The sequence below is a fragment of the Paenibacillus sp. FSL W8-0919 genome, assembly GCF_038003785.1.
GTDB classification, from domain to species: Bacteria; Bacillota; Bacilli; order Paenibacillales; family Paenibacillaceae; genus Paenibacillus_AQ; species Paenibacillus_AQ lactis.
In genome coordinates this window covers 2,965,422-2,982,784 of record NZ_JBBOPV010000001.1, presented here as the reverse complement: position 1 = coordinate 2,982,784, position 17,363 = coordinate 2,965,422, and the positions used below count along the sequence as shown (strand labels likewise).

13 protein-coding genes are annotated in these 17,363 nt (G+C 53.1%); 9 read left to right on the top strand and 4 right to left on the bottom strand.

All coding sequences use genetic code 11. The annotated features are described in order from the left end of the window. Positions 1-514 precede the first annotated feature (514 nt). Entirely contained in the window at positions 515-1,216 is a 702-nt protein-coding gene (locus tag NST44_RS13230) for a MerR family transcriptional regulator (protein ID WP_028406071.1), read from the top strand. Positions 1,217-1,349: 133 nt separating this feature from the next. On the opposite strand, the gene NST44_RS13225 is transcribed toward NST44_RS13230, so the two are convergent. After that, positions 1,350-2,267 carry an NADP-dependent oxidoreductase gene (locus NST44_RS13225; protein ID WP_340899818.1) on the bottom strand — a complete coding sequence of 306 codons (918 nt, stop codon included), beginning with the start codon at positions 2,265-2,267 and terminating at the stop codon, positions 1,350-1,352. Positions 2,268-2,395: 128 nt separating this feature from the next. On the opposite strand from NST44_RS13225, the gene NST44_RS13220 reads away from it, so the two are divergent. The 7 genes from NST44_RS13220 to NST44_RS13190 all read left to right on the top strand — a co-directional run bounded on the left by NST44_RS13220 (position 2,396) and on the right by NST44_RS13190 (position 12,962). After that, complete coding sequence (locus tag NST44_RS13220; protein ID WP_028406069.1) at positions 2,396-3,289, top strand: LysR family transcriptional regulator; 894 nt, start codon at positions 2,396-2,398, stop codon at positions 3,287-3,289. A 295-nt stretch (positions 3,290-3,584) separates the two neighbouring features. Continuing rightward, positions 3,585-4,175 carry a TetR/AcrR family transcriptional regulator gene (locus NST44_RS13215; protein WP_007127605.1) on the top strand — a complete coding sequence of 197 codons (591 nt, stop codon included), beginning with the start codon at positions 3,585-3,587 and terminating at the stop codon, positions 4,173-4,175. Positions 4,176-4,408: 233 nt separating this feature from the next. Continuing rightward, complete coding sequence (locus NST44_RS13210) at positions 4,409-4,960, top strand: HXXEE domain-containing protein (RefSeq protein ID WP_028406068.1); 552 nt, start codon at positions 4,409-4,411, stop codon at positions 4,958-4,960. 367 nt (positions 4,961-5,327) lie between these two features. Continuing rightward, positions 5,328-5,780, top strand: a complete 453-nt coding sequence (locus NST44_RS13205; RefSeq protein WP_007127603.1) for a MarR family winged helix-turn-helix transcriptional regulator — start codon at positions 5,328-5,330, stop codon at positions 5,778-5,780. Further along, positions 5,777-8,947 carry an MMPL family transporter gene (locus tag NST44_RS13200; protein ID WP_028406067.1) on the top strand — a complete coding sequence of 1,057 codons (3,171 nt, stop codon included), beginning with the start codon at positions 5,777-5,779 and terminating at the stop codon, positions 8,945-8,947. Before NST44_RS13205 ends, NST44_RS13200 begins: the two co-directional genes overlap by 4 nt. A gap of 265 nt (positions 8,948-9,212) precedes the next feature. Beyond that, complete coding sequence (locus NST44_RS13195) at positions 9,213-12,380, top strand: hybrid sensor histidine kinase/response regulator (RefSeq protein WP_210095029.1); 3,168 nt, start codon at positions 9,213-9,215, stop codon at positions 12,378-12,380. Between the two features lie 396 nt (positions 12,381-12,776). Continuing rightward, a complete protein-coding gene (locus tag NST44_RS13190; RefSeq protein ID WP_007127599.1) occupies positions 12,777-12,962 on the top strand; it encodes a hypothetical protein in 186 nt (61 codons plus the stop codon). A 260-nt stretch (positions 12,963-13,222) separates the two neighbouring features. On the opposite strand, the gene NST44_RS13185 is transcribed toward NST44_RS13190, so the two are convergent. Beyond that, a complete protein-coding gene (locus NST44_RS13185) occupies positions 13,223-14,473 on the bottom strand; it encodes a right-handed parallel beta-helix repeat-containing protein (RefSeq protein WP_245256032.1) in 1,251 nt (416 codons plus the stop codon). Positions 14,474-14,816: 343 nt separating this feature from the next. Here NST44_RS13185 and NST44_RS13180 point away from each other — a divergent pair, with 343 nt between their 5' ends. Continuing rightward, positions 14,817-15,266 (top strand): DUF1569 domain-containing protein, encoded by a 450-nt coding sequence (locus NST44_RS13180; protein WP_028406065.1) that lies wholly within the window; start codon positions 14,817-14,819, stop codon positions 15,264-15,266. 244 nt (positions 15,267-15,510) lie between these two features. Here NST44_RS13180 and NST44_RS13175 read toward each other — a convergent pair whose 3' ends face one another. Next, positions 15,511-16,410 carry a carbohydrate ABC transporter permease gene (locus tag NST44_RS13175; protein ID WP_210095028.1) on the bottom strand — a complete coding sequence of 300 codons (900 nt, stop codon included), beginning with the start codon at positions 16,408-16,410 and terminating at the stop codon, positions 15,511-15,513. A 24-nt stretch (positions 16,411-16,434) separates the two neighbouring features. After that, positions 16,435-17,346 (bottom strand): ABC transporter permease, encoded by a 912-nt coding sequence (locus NST44_RS13170; RefSeq protein ID WP_210095027.1) that lies wholly within the window; start codon positions 17,344-17,346, stop codon positions 16,435-16,437. Positions 17,347-17,363 lie beyond the last annotated feature (17 nt).

Below are 17,363 nucleotides of genomic sequence, written 5' to 3'. Positions count from 1 at the left end.
ACTCGCTTCGAAAGCATTTGCTCAGTTTTGTGGAGCATATGCTTCGAAGGAGTTACATCGCAACAAAACTCGCTTCGGGAGCGTCCGCTCAGTTTTGTGGAGCAAATGCTTCGGAAGGAGATAAATCACAACAAAACTCGCTTCGGAAGCGTCCGCTCAGTTTTGTGGAGCATATGCTTCGGAAGGAGTTACGTCGAAACAAAACTCGCTTCGGAAGCACCAGCGCCGATTACATCCCCATATTACAACATTGATGCAAGTACAAAATTTCAGGATTCCGATCTTTGGCGCATCGCGATTTTTTGAGCTCAATCCCGTCATGGTGCTTTAAGGTTTAGTGATAATGTTGAGCGACTGCGTTTCTGCAAAAATATCCCGCTAGCCTTTTAACTTGCTGTTCATCATCCGGTGATCGAAATGGTATACAAGGATCCGCTTCATTCCCGTGGTCCGTCATGGTACAATCCACCCAGAAACGTAATTGTACGAGCCCATCCGGAGGAGGTAGAAAACCATGGGAATCCGGCCGATCGAGATCGCCAGAAAGCTGGGCATCAGCACAAGCGCGCTTCGGCACTATGAGAGCTGGGGCATCGTTCCGCCGACTGAACGCACTGCAAGCGGCTACCGGATCTACACCGAGGAGCATGCGGCATACTTTGAATGCATCCGGGCCATGTTTCCGGGCTTCGGCGTCGATGTTACGAAGAAAGTGATGAAAAAGCTGCAGGAGAAGGAGCTTGATGAAGCGCTATGGATCATCAATGAAGTGCAGGCCCGGCTCCATCGCGACAAAACCCTTGCCGAACGAACGATCCGCATTCTGGAGACGGAGCAATTGGATGATGCCGATTCCCATGGCCGCAAGGATAAGATGACCATCGGCGAGGTCGCCGCCGAAACCGGCGTTGAAGCCACGGCAATCCGGCATTGGGAGAAGGAAGGGGTCATAACGCTGCCGCGCGATGAAGAGAATGGCTATCGGACGTTCAACCGGGCGCTGGTCCGACAAATCCTGATCATCCGCATTCTCCGTTCGGCCAATTATCCGCTTGAGGTCATTAAGGATGTGCTGCAAGAGCTCCAGCACCACCAGGTCCATAATGCAAGAAGGCTGTTTAAAGAGACGCTTGTCTATTTAAATCACCTGAATCACCATCAAATCCGCGGCGTCCATTATGTGTACCGCCTGTGTGAGGTGCTGAAGCTGATATAATCAAGGCCGCAGGCCATCCAACGTAATAAAGGAGATGTCCGCAAGATCAAATGATCTTATGGAACATCTCCTTTTGTTCGAATCCAAGGCAGCTCCCGCCAAGCGTCAGCCTGCTAACAGGCTCTTAAGGCGGCTAGTCGATGACCAGTACGGTCTTGCCGCGGGCATGTCCCGTTTCCACCAGCCGGTGCGCCTTCGCAGCTTCGCTGAGCGGGAACGCATGCGAAATGTGAATCTGAAGCATTCCCTGCTCATATAAACGAACCAGCCCATTTAACCGGGATTGGGATCTTTGACTGCGAATCGCCAGAACGCCAAGCTCAGGCACCGCTTCAAACGAGGCGATCGTGCCGACCCGGCTCCTGTCGTTTACCAGCTCTACCGATGCCCGCAAAGCCTCCTCGCCCGCCGCATCCAAAGCTGCATCCACCCCCTCGGGAGCGATCTCCCTCACTCGATCAACCAGACCCGGACCATAGAGGACCGGAACCGCGCCAAGCGAGCGCAGATAATCATGGTTCCGCTCGCTTGCCGTTCCGATGACCTGCTTGGCTCCAAGGGCCAAGGCGATCTGGACGGCAAAGGTCCCTACCCCGCCGGCAGCCGCATGAATCAATACGGTGTCGCCGGCCCCTACCCGCAGCTGCTCCAGGGCCGTATGGGCTGTTTGCCCGGAGGCGCTCAGGACGCCGGCTTCCCCCCAGCTCATGGATTCAGGCTTTCGCACGATCTGATCCGTACTGACGACGACATACTCCGCATAACAGGCTAGGAGCGACCATCCGAGCACGGCGTCCCCCGGCGAGAAGCCGGCTACCCCCTCCCCGACCTGATCGATCGTGCCGGCAAACTCATTTCCTACGATTTGAGGCTGTTTCAAGGTTAACGGCGGAGGCGTCCATCCGGTGCCCCGCACCGCGCAGTCGGCAGGCTGCACGCCCGCACTCCTGACTTTTACCCGCACCTCGCCCGGTCCTGCCTGCGGATCCTCGAAGTTCATGATGCGAAGGACCTCCGGCGGCCCGATCGAAGAAAAAGCTGCTGCTTTCATGGATCTCATCCCCTTTTATCGATTGATCTTCCTCTCGACTTCATTCTATAATCACCAATAGATAATAAAAAATATAAAATAATCCATGTATATATATACTGAAGTATATAAGGAAGGCAGGAGATACGATGGAGCTGCTGCAGCTGAAGTATTTTGTCACGGTCGCCAGGCTTGAGCATATGACCAAAGCCGCCCAGGAGCTTCGCATTGCGCAGCCTGCCCTGAGCAAGACGATTTCCCGGTTGGAGGAGGATCTCGGCACCCCCTTGTTCGAACGGCAGGGACGGCATATCCGGTTGAATGCCTACGGCAAAGCGTTTTTGGCCAGAGCCAGGGCGGCGCTTCAATTGCTGGAGGAAGGACGAAGGGAGGTTGCCGATCTGGCGGGGCTGGAGCGCGGCCGCATTCATTTGGCTTTATCGAACATGGAGCAGCTTCGCGAGCCGCTGCGACTGTTCCTGGAAGAGCATCCCGAGATCAATTTCCACATCGTTCAATCCTCTATGGAAGACATGGAGCAGACAATCGAGTACAGCGAGGTCGATTTCTTCCTCACATCCATGCCGATCAAGCATCCGGATATCGACCACCTTCCCCTGCTCGACGAAGAAGTATTTCTGGCGGTCCCTCCGGCCCACCGGCTGGCTTCAAGAGCCTCCGTCCATTTAAGCGAGGCCGCGCAGGAGCCCTTTGTCGGTTATAAGGAAGGGCATCCCTATCAAAAAATGAACAACGAGTTTTGCAGCCAGGCCGGTTTCATCCCGAACGTCGTATGCGAGGTCGAGGATCCCCGCACGATTGCCGAACTCGTGCGCAGCGGATTCGGCGTAGCGCTCATCGGCGAATGCAAGAGCGGCGAGGAATTGAAGCTGGTCAAGCTGCGCATCGAGCAGCCCGAAGCCCGCCGCACCTTCCGCATCGCCTGGCTGCGGTCCCGATATTTATCCCAAGCCGCACGATCTTTTCGCGATTTTTTGGAGAAGTATTATCGGCTGCAGGGAATCGAATTGACCCCGTCATGAAGCCGCGCTTATCGCGCGGTTTTCCTATTATGTAAAGATGTATCCACCAGAACCGTACTCGAAGAATCCGATCGACCCTACGCGGTCCTTTCCAAGCCCTATTGACAACGAGTGAGTGAAAAAATAATATTGAGTAAACACTCAATTTCCGCTTTCAGGTCGATATTCGCCTGACGCTTGGGCCCGTATACCGATATCATAATGATGAATGTCCCGCTCTTTTTCGAATCGGCAGCCCTTCAAAACGAAGTTCATATCAGGACCGAAATTCCAACCACAAAGGCGGTATTTACTTATGCCAACCAGCAAAGCGAATGCAAAAAAAGAACGGATTCTTCAATCAGCTTTAAGCCTGTTCTCCAGACAGGGATACCATGCCACAACGACCAAGGAAATCGCTGCCGAGAGCGGGGTAGCCGAAGGCTTGATATTTTATCATTTCGGTGATAAACGGAAGCTGCTGCTTGATATCGTTCGCAACTTTTCCTTTATTCCGCAAGTAGAAGCAGATGCGGATGCGCTGGCTGAGCTGTCGACGGAAGAGGCGTTGGTCCGCTATGGCTTGAAGTATCTCGAGTTTCTGAAATTGAATCAGGAATATATCATGCTCATCTGGTCCCCGGAGTTAGTTAACGATGCCGAGGTATCGGCTGAAGTTGCCAGCCTGATCGACGGATTCGGTACGGCGGGCAGGAATATGTTGAAACGCCAGGGAGCATCCGGGCCTCCTCAGGAATTTACCGTCCAAGTCGCCATGATGACGGTCACCTCTTCCATTCTCGTTTACTTCATGCTCCATTCCCGTTTCGGCGAGGAGTTTATGCCGCTTGGTGGCGAGGCGTATGTCCGGGAGCTTGTCCGTTTGCTGATGCACGGATGGAGTTAGGAAACATCCGACGGGATCGGTAATGCATACCAATATGTTTATATTGTCATAATGGTTAATCCTTGTAAGGCCCTTTTTTAAGCAGGCTGCTGTCCTGGCGTATTGCATAAGATGATTTCCTGCTGATTGCTTAAGCAATTTTCGCTAAAGCATCAGCTAATTTTATACTCATAATTTGAGTGTCTACTCAACTTTTTGTTCTGTTGAAGGACCTTTGAAGGGAGAGAATTGTGATGATGGTGGATTGGAACTCGGAAATGCTGTTATGGCTGCTGCCAGTCGTATTCTTCCTGCACGATGGCGAGGAAATCGCAAGCATGGAGCACTGGATTAGGAGGAACAAAGACAGCCCATGGCTCTCCAAAGTATCGTCCATCCCGATAAGGTGGGATAAAAATCTGACGCTTTCTTTTACATTTGCCGTACTGGTGCTCGGCTTCGTGCTCACCTCCGTAACCTGGCATGCCGCTGTTCGTTATGACACGGTCGGCAGCATGCCGTTTCTATACGCCGGATTCGTTGCGGTGTTCCTCCTGGACGGAATAAAGCATGTAGGGGCTACCGTCCTGCTGCGGAAATACACTCCCGGTGTGATTACCGCTGCTCTTCTTGAAATTCCCTTTGGAGCTTACGCTCTATACAATCTGATCCACCAGAAAATGATCGATCTCGGAGCCCTTGCCCTTGGCTTGGCCATCGCAATGCCGGTCACGCTGTTTCTCGTATGGTTGGGTCTGACCATCGGCATGCGACTCGCCCCGGTCCGTAACGTGCCTTTTGAATAATTCGCTTCCTTTCAGCTTGATTCTCTAATTATTACATCGTCTCCACGAATGTTTTGATTGGTGTCCGTGCGAGATCTCGGAGGGAGCCTCCTCGCATCCGAAAAGGCGTATCCCGGTAGTCCCGGGCTTCATATAAGCCAAGCGATCGATCATATCGTAAAAGGATGGCTTCAAGCGGATTTTAAGCGCCGCAAGAAAAGCCGGCTTGGTGGACATGCGAATAAATCTCCCCGCCCCCTCATGGCCATTCCCCGGTCATCAGCCTCAATAAGCAAGCTGTTTGACTTTTGCCCCCAGCTGCCATATAGTTCAATAATGAAACTATTTCACACACGAACTATATGGCTCGGGAAAGGAGGGCTATCGGTTGAATGACAAAGCGAAGCAGTGGATCGACCGGTATTTGGATGTTTACCAGTTGGTTACCCGGCGCATTAGTGCCGAAATGCGGGAACATCTTGGCGAGGATCTGACGAACGACCAATTCCAGGTCGTGCGCTTGATCAACAGCATGCCCCAGTGCACCTCTTCGCAGTTGGCCGACACGCTGGCCGTAGGCAAAAGCTCGATCACTGCCATCGTCAACCGACTCGTTGACGCCGGGATCCTATACCGGACCCGCGACGAAGCGGACCGGCGGCAGGTCTACCTGGCGTTAACCGACTATGGTACATCCATTTTCGAATCGGCCCAGGAGCAAGTACGGAATATCATTTCCCCGTACCTAAAGCATTTCGAAGAAAAAGATATCGAAATGTTTATCTCGATGTTCGAGAAGCTGGGTCAATTGATGCAGGAATCAGGAGGGAGAAAAAATTGAAAGCCATACTAAAAGCAAGATGGCTCATTATTGTCCTGTGGCTTGCTGCTGCCGTCTCACTATTCTTGACGGCACCGTCGATGGCGGATCTCGTCCGCGAGAAGGGTCAGCTGTCCGTTCCTGACGGCTACACGTCGTCGAGAGCTGCCGAAATTCTTAAGGAAGCATCGGGAGGCGAGGGCGGAGAAACCTTACATCAGGTTGCCCTAGTCTTTCATAATCCCGATGGCTTGAGCGAAGCCGATAAGGAGAGCATTAAGCAGGGGATTCAGAGCCTGAACGACCGAAAGGAAAGCCTGAATATCGACTCCATCAATGAGCCGTTCACCCAGAAGGAGCTTGAAGATACGCTGATTGCCAAGGACGGCAAAACGATCATGACGGCGTTGCAGGTCAGCGGAGGCCAAGAGGCCGTCAAGGCGCTGCCTGAGCAAGTCGATCAGATCCTTGAAGGCGTTAGCGCGGAGCATTATCTGACGAGTGAAGGACTCATTAATGAAGATACGATCGTCAGCTCGGAAGAAGGGCTCAAGAAAACGGAATATATTACGGTCATCTTTATTCTTCTTATCCTCTTCATCGTATTCCGTTCTTTTGTCGCCCCATTCGTTCCGCTGCTCACCGTCGGTCTCAGCTACATCGTGTCCCAATCGGTGGTCTCGTTCCTCGTCGACCGGTTCGACTTCCCGATCTCAACATTTACGCAGATCTTCATGGTTGCCGTCATGTTCGGCATCGGGACCGACTACTGCATCCTGCTGATCAGCCGCTTCAAGGAGGAGCTGACAGCCTCGGATGATACGAAGTCGGCAATCATCGAAACGTACCGGAAAGCGGGCGGCACCGTCTTTTATTCCGGTTTGGCCGTATTCGTCGGCTTTATAGCGATCGGCCTGTCGAAATTCATCTTGTACAAATCCGCGGTTGCTGTCGCCGTCGGCATCGCCGTCATGCTGCTTGCTCTCATAACCGTCGTCCCGTTCTTTATGGCGGTGCTCGGCAAGAAGCTGTTCTGGCCTTCCCGCGGGAAGCTGGAGCACAGCGAGAACAAGCTGTGGGGAGCGGCCGGATCCTTCTCGCTTAAAAGGCCTTGGGCCGCGCTGCTTGTCGTGGCTGTTATCGTGGCTCCGTTTCTCGTGACATACAGCGGCAAGCTGTCCTTCAACAGTTTGGAGGAGATCGGTCCGAGCTATGAGTCCGTCAAAGGCTTCAACATTATTTCCGACAGCTTTGGTCCCGGACAATCGCTGCCTTCCACCATTGTCATTAAGAATGATGACGAGATGGATACGGCCGAATATATGGGACTCGCGGAGAAGATCAGCCGGGAAGTGGAAAAGGTCGAAGGCGTATCCAGCATTCGCAGCCTCTCCCGCCCGACCGGCGAGCAAATACATGACTTCCTCATTCCGACTCAAGTGAAAACGCTGAATGAGGGCCTTACGGAAACGAATGACGGGCTGGCACAAATTCAGAGCGGTTTATCCGAGGCAGGCAAGCAGCTGAGCGAAAATGCGCCCAAGCTGAATGAAGCCGCTGCCGGCGCAAAGGAATTAACGAAAGGAACGGCCGAGCTGAAGGCCGGCATGACTGAGCTTGCAACAGGCCTCAAAGCCATTGAGCAAGGGATCAAAAGCGGATCCGCCGGAGCCGGCGAAATCGAGTCCGGGCTTACGCAAGCGGCGCAAAGCGCGAAAGAGCTTGCGAACGCGCATGCCAAGCTGCTTGAGGGCTACAAGCAGCTGGATACCGGACTTGCGGCGCTAAACGGCGGCGTAAGCGGAATTCAGGAGCAGCTTGGAAGCGTAGCGGCTGCACTGAAGGGGCTTGAAGCCTCCTTCTCGGGTCTTGAGAACAGTCATCCTGAAATCCTCCAGGACATGAACTACCAGACGATTAAGGGGACCGTGACCCAGACAGCTGCCGGCACTGCCGAGCTGGCGGCAGGACTCGGACAGATTTCCGAGCAGATGAAGGGTGCGGCCGCCGGTCTATCGGAAGCCAACAAGGGCTACACCAAAGCGGCCGCCGGGCAGACCGCCCTCGCAGACGGGCTTCAAAAGCTGGCGGCAGGCATCGGTGAGCTCAAGTCCGGACTTTCGCAGGCCGCGGACGGCCAGGGACGCATCGTGAGCCAGATCCCATCCATTACAGGCGGGCTCGAGCAGCTGCAGGGCGGCCAGCAACAGCTGGCGGACGGCTTCGGTGATCTCACCGGACAGCTTGGCGAGCTGACGGAAGGCCTGAACTCCAGCGCGGACGGGTTGAAGCAGATTACCGACGGTTTAAGTTCGGCCCAAGACTACCTGCAGCAGATCCAGGATCTCCAGGACGATGAGCTCAGCGGGTTCTTCATTCCGCAGGAAGCGCTGGAGAACGACGAGATGCAGACGGTGTTCGATACGTACTTATCCGATAACCGCAAGGTCATGACCCTCGATGTCGTGCTGTCGACAAACCCGTACAGCGAGGAAGCGCTGGGAAGCGTCGAGCAGATTGAGGCGGCCGTTGCCCGCGCGGTGAAGGATACGAAGCTGGAAAACGCCGAGGTCGCCATCAGCGGCATTACGAGCACGAACCATGACCTGCAGAGCATCTCGGACGAGGACTATACCCGTACGGTTATTCTGATGCTCAGCGGAATCTTTATTATTCTCGTCGTGCTGCTGCGTTCCATCGTGATGCCGATTTATCTCATTATCTCCCTCGTTATTACGTACTTTACTTCGGTTGGAGTAACCGAGATGATCTTCGTGCACGGACTGGGTTACTCCGGCATTACCTGGGCGACGCCATTCTTCAGCTTTGTTATGCTGATCGCGCTTGGCGTCGATTACAGCATCTTCCTGATGGCGCGCTTTAACGAGAACAAGAGCTGGGATGTCAAGGATGCCATCCTTCACGCCATGCGGAATATGGGCACGGTCATCTTGTCCGCAGTCGTCATTCTCGGCGGAACGTTCGCCGCGATGTATCCGTCGGGCGTCCTGTCCATGATGCAGATCGCCACCGTCGTGCTGGTCGGACTCGTGCTGTACGCCCTCGTATTTCTTCCGTTCTTCGTGCCGGTCATGGTACGCATCTTCGGCCGGGCCAACTGGTGGCCTTTCACGCCGAAAGAACGGAGCTCAGAGAGCAGCCAGCCCGGTCAACACGTAGGCATGTAAGCTGCCCCCGGATTTGCTTGCGCCTGAGCGCAAGGTCCACCTTTTGAATCATACCGGCGCTTTTCGAAAGCTTTGTGCTTTTACGAAAAGCCGCCGGTTTTTTTATGAACAGATGCCCCACAAGCTTGCCCTCTTCTCGATTCATCGCATTTCCAAATCCGTTTTCCATTGGCTTGGGCCGCGTGCTCAAATAGGAAATGTCTGTACGGCTGATGTAATTTTGCGTATATTTGAAAGTAAGACTTCTTAAAAAGGAACGTGAACGGTGACAACCCTACGCGCAAAGAACCATGAACGTTTTCGTTTTACCAAATTTATCCACCGTGTTGCGGCATTCGTTGTTTTTCTGAGCATGCTCCTCGGAATCCGCTGGCTTTGGCTTGAAGCCTACGCCCCTCCTGCAGATCAACCGAAAGCCTCTGATGGGGTGCTCGATCTGAGAGGCTGGGATCTCTTGGGCTCCAAGCCCATCAATTTGGACGGAGAATGGGCGTTCTACCCGGACACCTTGGCAAATGAACAGGAGCTGAAGACGTCTGAGACGTCATCCTTCGTGCATGTACCTGGAGACTGGAATAAAGGCCGGGCGCATGAAGTGAAATCATCATTCGGAAACGGGACGTACCGGCTTCGCATCTTGCTGGATCGTCCGCTTGCGGCCCCACTCTCGTTCTGGGTTCAGGAGATTCAATCCGCGACCACCGTGGACATCAACGGCGAAACGGTAGCTTCTATGGGAAGGACAGGAGAGACTGGCCAAGCTTCCTATCAGCCGAACCGCACCTCTTTCGTTGTCGATTATGTTCCCGACCGGGAGGCTCGGGAGCTTGATCTGGTTATCCGGGTCGCAAACTATGAGCATCCTTACATGGGCGGAATCTCAAAGCCGATCAAGCTGGGATCGCACCAGGCGATCCAGGATGAGTACGGCGTCTCCGTCGATCTCCAGCAAATTACGTTTGTCGTCCTGATGCTGCACGGATTGTACGCCTGCATTTTATACTTATTCAATCCGCGGGAACGGTCTCTGCTCGACTTTTTCCTGCTGCTTGTATCGGCAGCTTTGAGTGTCGTCACATCGCACGACAGCCTCTTGATGAAGTGGGTCCCTTTAAATTATGAATGGGAGCTTAAAGTAACCTTCCTCTCCTATTCGTGGCTCTCCTATTTCATTTGGAAGCTGAGCCGCAGCTTTACCGCCCGAAAACGGAACTTGTGGTTTAACGCCTTCAGCGGGCTTTTGATCCTCTATACGATCGTGGTCTTTGCCGCTCCGGGGCCTTGGGTTCACGGGATGGTGGAATACCGGGTATTTGCCTTCTTTTACTTGTTGCCGGTCCTGCTCTCGGTCTACGTATTTACGCGAATGGTCCTTGACAGCCGGGATGATGCGATATTCCTCCTGCTATCAGCCAGCGGCGTGATGGCGAGTGTCATATGGGGGGCGATCAGTAATTATTGGGAGCTGCCGTCCGTATATTATCCGGTGGATGTGCTCGCGGCCCTAATCGGTTTTTCAGCCTATTGGTTTAAGCGATACTTCCGCAACATTCATCAAATCAGCAAACTTAACGATAAACTGAAGCTCGCGGACCGAATGAAGGACCGCTTTCTGGCCAACACGTCCCACGAGCTGCGCACGCCGCTGCACGGTATCATGAATATTGCCATAAGTCTCGCCGAACGGGAAAAGGAAACCCTCAGCAAGCAGAGCAGCGAAGACTTGAACCTTCTGATCACGGTCAGCCGCCGCATGTCGCATTTATTAAATGACCTGCTGGATGCCGTGCGTCTTCAAGAGAAGCAGATTCAGCTGCAGCCGACCCAGGTATCCCTGGTTTCCGTCGTTAATGGGGTATTCGATATTGTAAAATTTATGACGGAAAGCACGGCCGTTCGACTCCAGATGAAGATCCCGGACTCCCTTCCAGCCGTCAAGGCGGATGAAAAGCGGCTGGTTCAAATTTTGCTCAATTTGATCCACAACGCCATCAAGTACACGGAGAAAGGAACCATTACCGTCTCTGCCGCTGCAGATAGCAGAAAAATGACCATCACGGTCTCGGATACGGGCATCGGGATGGACGCTGAAACGATAAGGCGCATTTTTCTTCCGTACGAGCAGGGCAATCAAGGGTTGAATGACGCGAAGGGGATCGGCCTTGGGCTCAGCATCAGCAAGGAGCTCGTTGAGCTTCACGGCGGCGAGCTGTCTGTCAAATCGGTAGAAGGAAGCGGGACGACGTTTGCCTTCACACTTCCGCTTGCGGACACGAGAACAGAGAGCACGTCACCGCAGCAGGTTCCCGTACCTGCCGTAGGCACAGCTGCCTACGAAGAGCTCGCGGCCAGCTGGGACCTCGCCAAAGGCGATTCTCCTATTCAGGTACCGACGGGTTCCTTGGCCCAAAGTCATCCCGTCAGCATCCTGGCCGTGGATGACGATCCTGTTAACCTGCGGATCCTTGCCGGCATACTATCAGCGGAGCCGTACAACCTGAAATTCGTAGCCTCGGCTGCCGAAGCGCTGGAGCTTCTCGGCTCGCAGCCATGGGATCTCCTCATTGCGGACGTCATGATGCCGGAGATGTCAGGCTACGAGCTTACGCGCAACGTAAGGGAACGCTTTAACGCATCGGAGCTGCCCGTTCTGCTGCTGACGGCGCGGAGCGAATCAGCCGATGTGTATGCCGGCTTCCAGTCCGGCGCAAATGATTATGTGACGAAGCCCGTGGACCCGGTGGAATTAAGATACCGTATCCATTCGCTGATTACGTTGAAGCATTCCGTGGATGATCGCTTGCGAATGGAAGCTGCCTATATGCAGGCGCAGATTCACCCGCATTTCTTATTCAACACCTTGAATTCGATCATGGCGCTTAGCGACTTGGACGTCGATCGCATGCGGAGCCTTGGCGAGGCATTCAGCTCCTATCTGCAGATCAGCTTCCACTATCGGAATCAGGATCGACTGGTTCCGCTCCAGCAGGAGCTTGAGCTTATCCAGGCCTATTTATACGTCGAGAAGGAGCGATACGGAGAACGTTTGAACGTGGTATGGGACGTGGACCGGGATATTCGTGTCCTCATCCCGCCACTGGCCATTCAGCCGCTTGTGGAGAACGCGGTACGGCACGGTATTATAACAAGGGCCGGAGGCGGTACGATAACGATCAAAATCGCTAGGCAGGAGGAAACCATTGCCGTTGAAGTGACGGATAACGGCCTCGGTATGGAGCCTGACCGCGTCGCCCAGCTCCTGCAAGCTCCTGATCAGAGAAAAGGCGGCATCGGTCTCTATAATACGAATCGGCGGCTGCTGCAAACCTTCGGCTCCGGTCTCGTGATCAAGAGCACCCGGAATCAAGGCACGACGGTTTCATTTACAATTCCGTCGGATTCGCAGCCGAGCGAGGATTTTTCCGATTTTTAGGAACGAGGAGTCAGCCAGCGGACTCTTGCTTGGTTGCCATAAAGCAAAAGTCTGGTAGACGGTACGGCTTGGTTGTTGTTCGAGCGGAGCCTGAAGAGGATACGGGCTTGATTCACGAAGCAGAGTATGGCAGACGGTGCGGGTTAGTCCTTTCAAAGAGGAGCCCGGTAGACTATACTGCCTAGTCTTCTCCGGGCGGAGTTCCGCTATCGCAACAGGAGCATCGCCCCGCGATGCTCCTGTTGTTTTTTTGCGTCAAAATCAATCTACAATTTTATCATGCCTCCTATCTGTCTCTCATTATTAAGCAATGGCCGAACCGCAGCGTAAATCAACGGCCAACGTGGCATAAATTTATTGTTTACAAGGGAATACTGTTCCTAAAGGGGGTCCATCATGGAAAAGATCAACAGCTGGCTTAGTCAAATGGCTCACAATTATTTGCTGATTGTTATTGCAGCCATCCTCTTTTTCGGCATAAAATCCGTTATTGGTGTCATAACTTACAGGCACTACAATAAAGAATTGCAGCATTTGCACAAAAAACTGGACTCTCTATTAAAAAAGACCTCCGAAGATTGAGGTATAGCTGTTCGGTTTCTTATTTCTAAATGAGTCCGTGCACCGGCAGCTTCTCCTGATCCCTACAAGCGCAGCTGATCCCCTCCCTCCTATACCCATGCTCATCATCCAACACGAACCTTCACATTCTGTCACGACGCTTCCAATATTAAAATTCACATTTTATAAAAGATCATTGGGAGAGCAACCGATGGCCAATCGTCCGAGCGTCGTTGCTGAGCCCTTGCTGGAGTCATCGTTACAACGCTTGACCCTGTCAATCATGGCGCAACCGTCACGTTCCCCTTGTACATATTGCCGACCGGGCTTCTCGTATTCTGGGAGGCTGTGGCCGATGTATTACCATAGGCTGCGATGACATAAACGTCCGGATCGGACAGAAACACCGTGTTATTGGAGAATTCGTTGCTGATTCCCCATCCCGGTACAATTTCATGAAGCTGAAAGGCATCCACAATGACGCTGTTTCCATTCTGGTAAGCGGTATTATTCCGGATTATGGCCCCGCTCCCTTTCACATCCACGAAGCTGTCGGCATAATTCGCTCCACTGATTCCCTCGCCGTAAAAGGTGCAATTCTCGACCAGCGTCCCGATCGATCTTTCCTTAATGTCAATATGCTCGGCTGTAATGTTCGGGCCGAAAATGACGCCCCGGATCGTATTGTAATGCGTATTCTGGTCATATGACGCACCTTCCGCCGAACCGACGTAAACCCCCTCGCCAAAGCCCGGGCCGGTTTTGCCGGTATTGTATATCCGCGAGTTTTCAATGGTGCTGTATGAAGTGCCGTCCCGGAAATGCACGGCTTCGTAGCCGATGTTAAAGACCTCTACGCCGGAAACCAGCGTGTGGTTCGAATGATCAAGCAATATGCCCTTTTGGGCGTTCGTCAGCTTCAGATTACGGATGATCCAATGGTCTCCCCGGACCCGAAGTGCGTAGCCGGAGCCGGCGGAATATCCGGAAATGACCGCCGGGTTCGCGGCATCCCGGCTTTCGATGACGATGGGCTGCTCCGAGGTCCCGCCTGCATCCGAGGAGAAGCTTCCCGTGTAGGTGCCAGGCTCCAGGACGATCCGGCCGCCTGGAACGGCATTTTTCAACGCACTGTGCAGACAGGAAGACGATGCGCAAGAAGTATCGTTAGATGCGGAATGGGGTTCAGGTTCAAACCTACCGTCTTCATCACGTCCTCCCCCGTTTCCGCAAGTCTCTCGGGCATCCCATACTCCCCAAGAAGCGCTCGTTCCCGGCTCCTCGCCCGTTGTCCACCATCTTGCTGTCCAGAGCTTGCCTTGATGCGACACCTCGCTGTCTCCGCTGTAGGTAGCCGTCGCTTCCCACGGAGCTGCGGAACATGTTGCCGGCCTGGCCGCTTCTGCGCTAAACGCATCGGCCTGCTTTACCGTTGTGAATTCAGACAGGCCAAGGCTGCTGATCGAGACCATCAGCAATCCGATCAAGGCCAGCTGCCGCAGCCCTCTTTTCACCATACATAATTGGATCATCGGAATATCCTCCTCATGGTTAGTTTTCCATCTTTCTTTCGATTAAGATTGCCTTTACCATTGTAATGAGGAGAGCTTGGTCTCTATTCGATCTGTCATATCATCTAAAAAGGTTCTTCGGACCAAGATAAGCACCCACCCGAACAAGATAGACCCAACAGAAACCAGCCGATGCAGTAACCCCGGGGCAGCATCATGACTCTAAAACTGACGTGAATCATCGTGAGATACAGCAATCGGAAAGAAATCGGTCTTTAAATGAATTGGTATAATGGTTTCCGAGATTGAGTCGGCCTCAGGAAAGCCCTGTGATTACACCTCGCCAATAAGGAGCAATCAAATCATGGAAACCATGTTCAATCAAGCCCATGTTAAAGAACTCATGAACCGTATCGACAATCTAAATCCGAGCTTACAACCGCAGTGGGGCAAAATGAACGTCGCCCAGATGCTAGCCCATTGTTCGGCTTTCCAGGATATCGCCATGGGGAATTCTTTCCCTCCTAGAGGCTGGCTGGGGATATTGATCGGCCGCTTTGTGAAACCGATGTTTTATAATGCGAAGCCCCCGGCTCGCAATATGTCCACGATCCCCAGCATAATCATTGCAGATGATCGCGATTTTGAGGTGGAAAAAGAAACTCTGAAGGGAAAAATCGTCCAGCTTCAGAAAGACGGGCCGGCGAAAATCACGCCGCACCCGCATCCCTTTTTCGGCAAGCTGACCGCCGAACAATGGGGAATTGGGTTATACAAGCACCTGGACCACCACTTAAAACAGTTCGGCGTTTAGGCGCCGTTTCACGACAGCAAGTCCCTTTTGAGGACTTGTGAGGTCCATGCGGCGCCGTTTCACGACAGCAAGTCCCTTTTCGGGACTTGTGAGGTCCATGCGGCGCTTTTTCACGACAGCAAGTCCCTTTTCGGGACTTGTGAAGCCCCTGCCGGCGCCTTGTCACTCCCCCGCGCCGCCTCTGGCAGCACGCACAAAAGCGTGCCGACCAGCCCCTGCGCTGCCCGGCACGCCTCTTCCACCGTTACCCTTTGATCGAACCGATCATGACGCCTTTTTCGAAATATTTCTGCATAAACGGATAAATGACCAAAATCGGAAGCGTCGAAACGATAATGACCCCGTACTTGATCTGATCCGCATACCGCTGAGCATATCCCCCCGCATCGCCGCCGGTGCCTGCCCCGTTGGCAAATACCTGATTGGACAACAGGATGTCCCGCAGGATGATCTGCAGCGGCTGCAGCTTCGTATCCCGAATATAGATCAGCGCTGTGAAGAAATCGTTCCAGTGCCCCACCAGATAATAGAGGGCGATGACCGACACCATCGCTTTGGACAGCGGCAGCGCCACTTTGAAAAAAAACGTGAAATGCGAGCAGCCGTCCATCACGGCCGCCTCGTGCAGCTCCTTCGGCAGAGACGTTTCGAAGAACGTCCTGGCGATGATGAGGTAAAACACATTCACCGAAAAAGGCAGGATGAACACCCAGATCGTATTGGTCAGCTGCAAATCCTTCATCAGCAGGTAAGTCGGAATCAGACCGCCATTGAAAAACATCGTCACCACGAAGAAGAACATGATGATCCGTCTCGCCCGGAATTCCCTCCGCGAAAGCACATACGCCGCCGGCAGCGTGAACAGCATGTTCACGAGCGTCCCGAATAACGTGTAAAACACCGTGTTCCGGTAGCCGGTCCAAATCCGCATATCCTTGAAAATTTCCTGATATCCGAAGAAGCTGATGTTTTTCGGAAAGAACAGCACTTTGCCTGTCGATACCAGCGTCGAATCACTGAAGGAAGCGATAACGATAAAATACAACGGGTATGCGATCAAAAGAAAAATAACGACACACAACAGGGCCAGGACGACCCTGAAGGCGAATTCTTTACCGGTGACCCGGGCACTTATGTGATCCATGGCCGTTCCTCCTCCCCTCTCTCATTAGAATAGGCTCGTATTGGACACGCGTTTCGAAATGGCGTTCATGGCAAACAGAAACACGAAATTGATCAAGGTATTGAACAGCCCGATGGCTGAAGCCAAGCTGAATTGGTTGGAGATAATGCCGATCTTGTACACATACGTCGCAATGACCTCGGATACCGGCAGGTTGAGAGCGTTTTGCATCAGGAATATTTTCTCGAAGCCGGTGCTGAGAATGCTGCCCATGCTGAGAATGAACAAAATGATGATCGTCGGCACGAGCGCGGGAATATCCACGTACCGGATCGTCTGCCAGCGGCTGGCGCCGTCCATTTTGGCCGCATCATAGAGCTGGGGGTCTACTGCGGACAACGCTGCCAGATAGATAATGCTGTTCCAGCCGCAATGCTGCCAAATATCCGAGAGCACGTAGACCGGGATAAAGGTCGAGGTTGAGGCCAGCAGATTGATATGTTCGAGCCCGATTGATTTCATGAAATGACCGACCACGCCGGTTTCCGAGGACAGCAGCACGTTGAGCATGCCCACGAGAACGATGACGGAAATAAAATGAGGCAAATATACCGTCGTCTGCATGAGCTTTTTCATTCGCTTTTTTCGAATCTGGTTCAGAATCAGCGCCAGAATAATCGGAGCCGGAAAGCCCAGAACAATCGAAGCCAGGCTGATAAGAAACGTATTGCGCATCAAATCCGTGAACAGATAACTGTCGATGAACTGCTCGAAATAAGCAAGCCCTCTCCATTCCCCGCCGGTGAGGCCTTTGGTGAAATCAAAATCCCGAAAGGCCAGCTGAATTCCGTACATGGGGATGTAGTTGAACACCAGAATGACGAGGATCGCCGGCAAAATCATAATCCATAATTGATAATCGCGTTTAAAGCTCTGAATGCCTTTGGGTGACCGCATGATATCCCTCCTTCGCA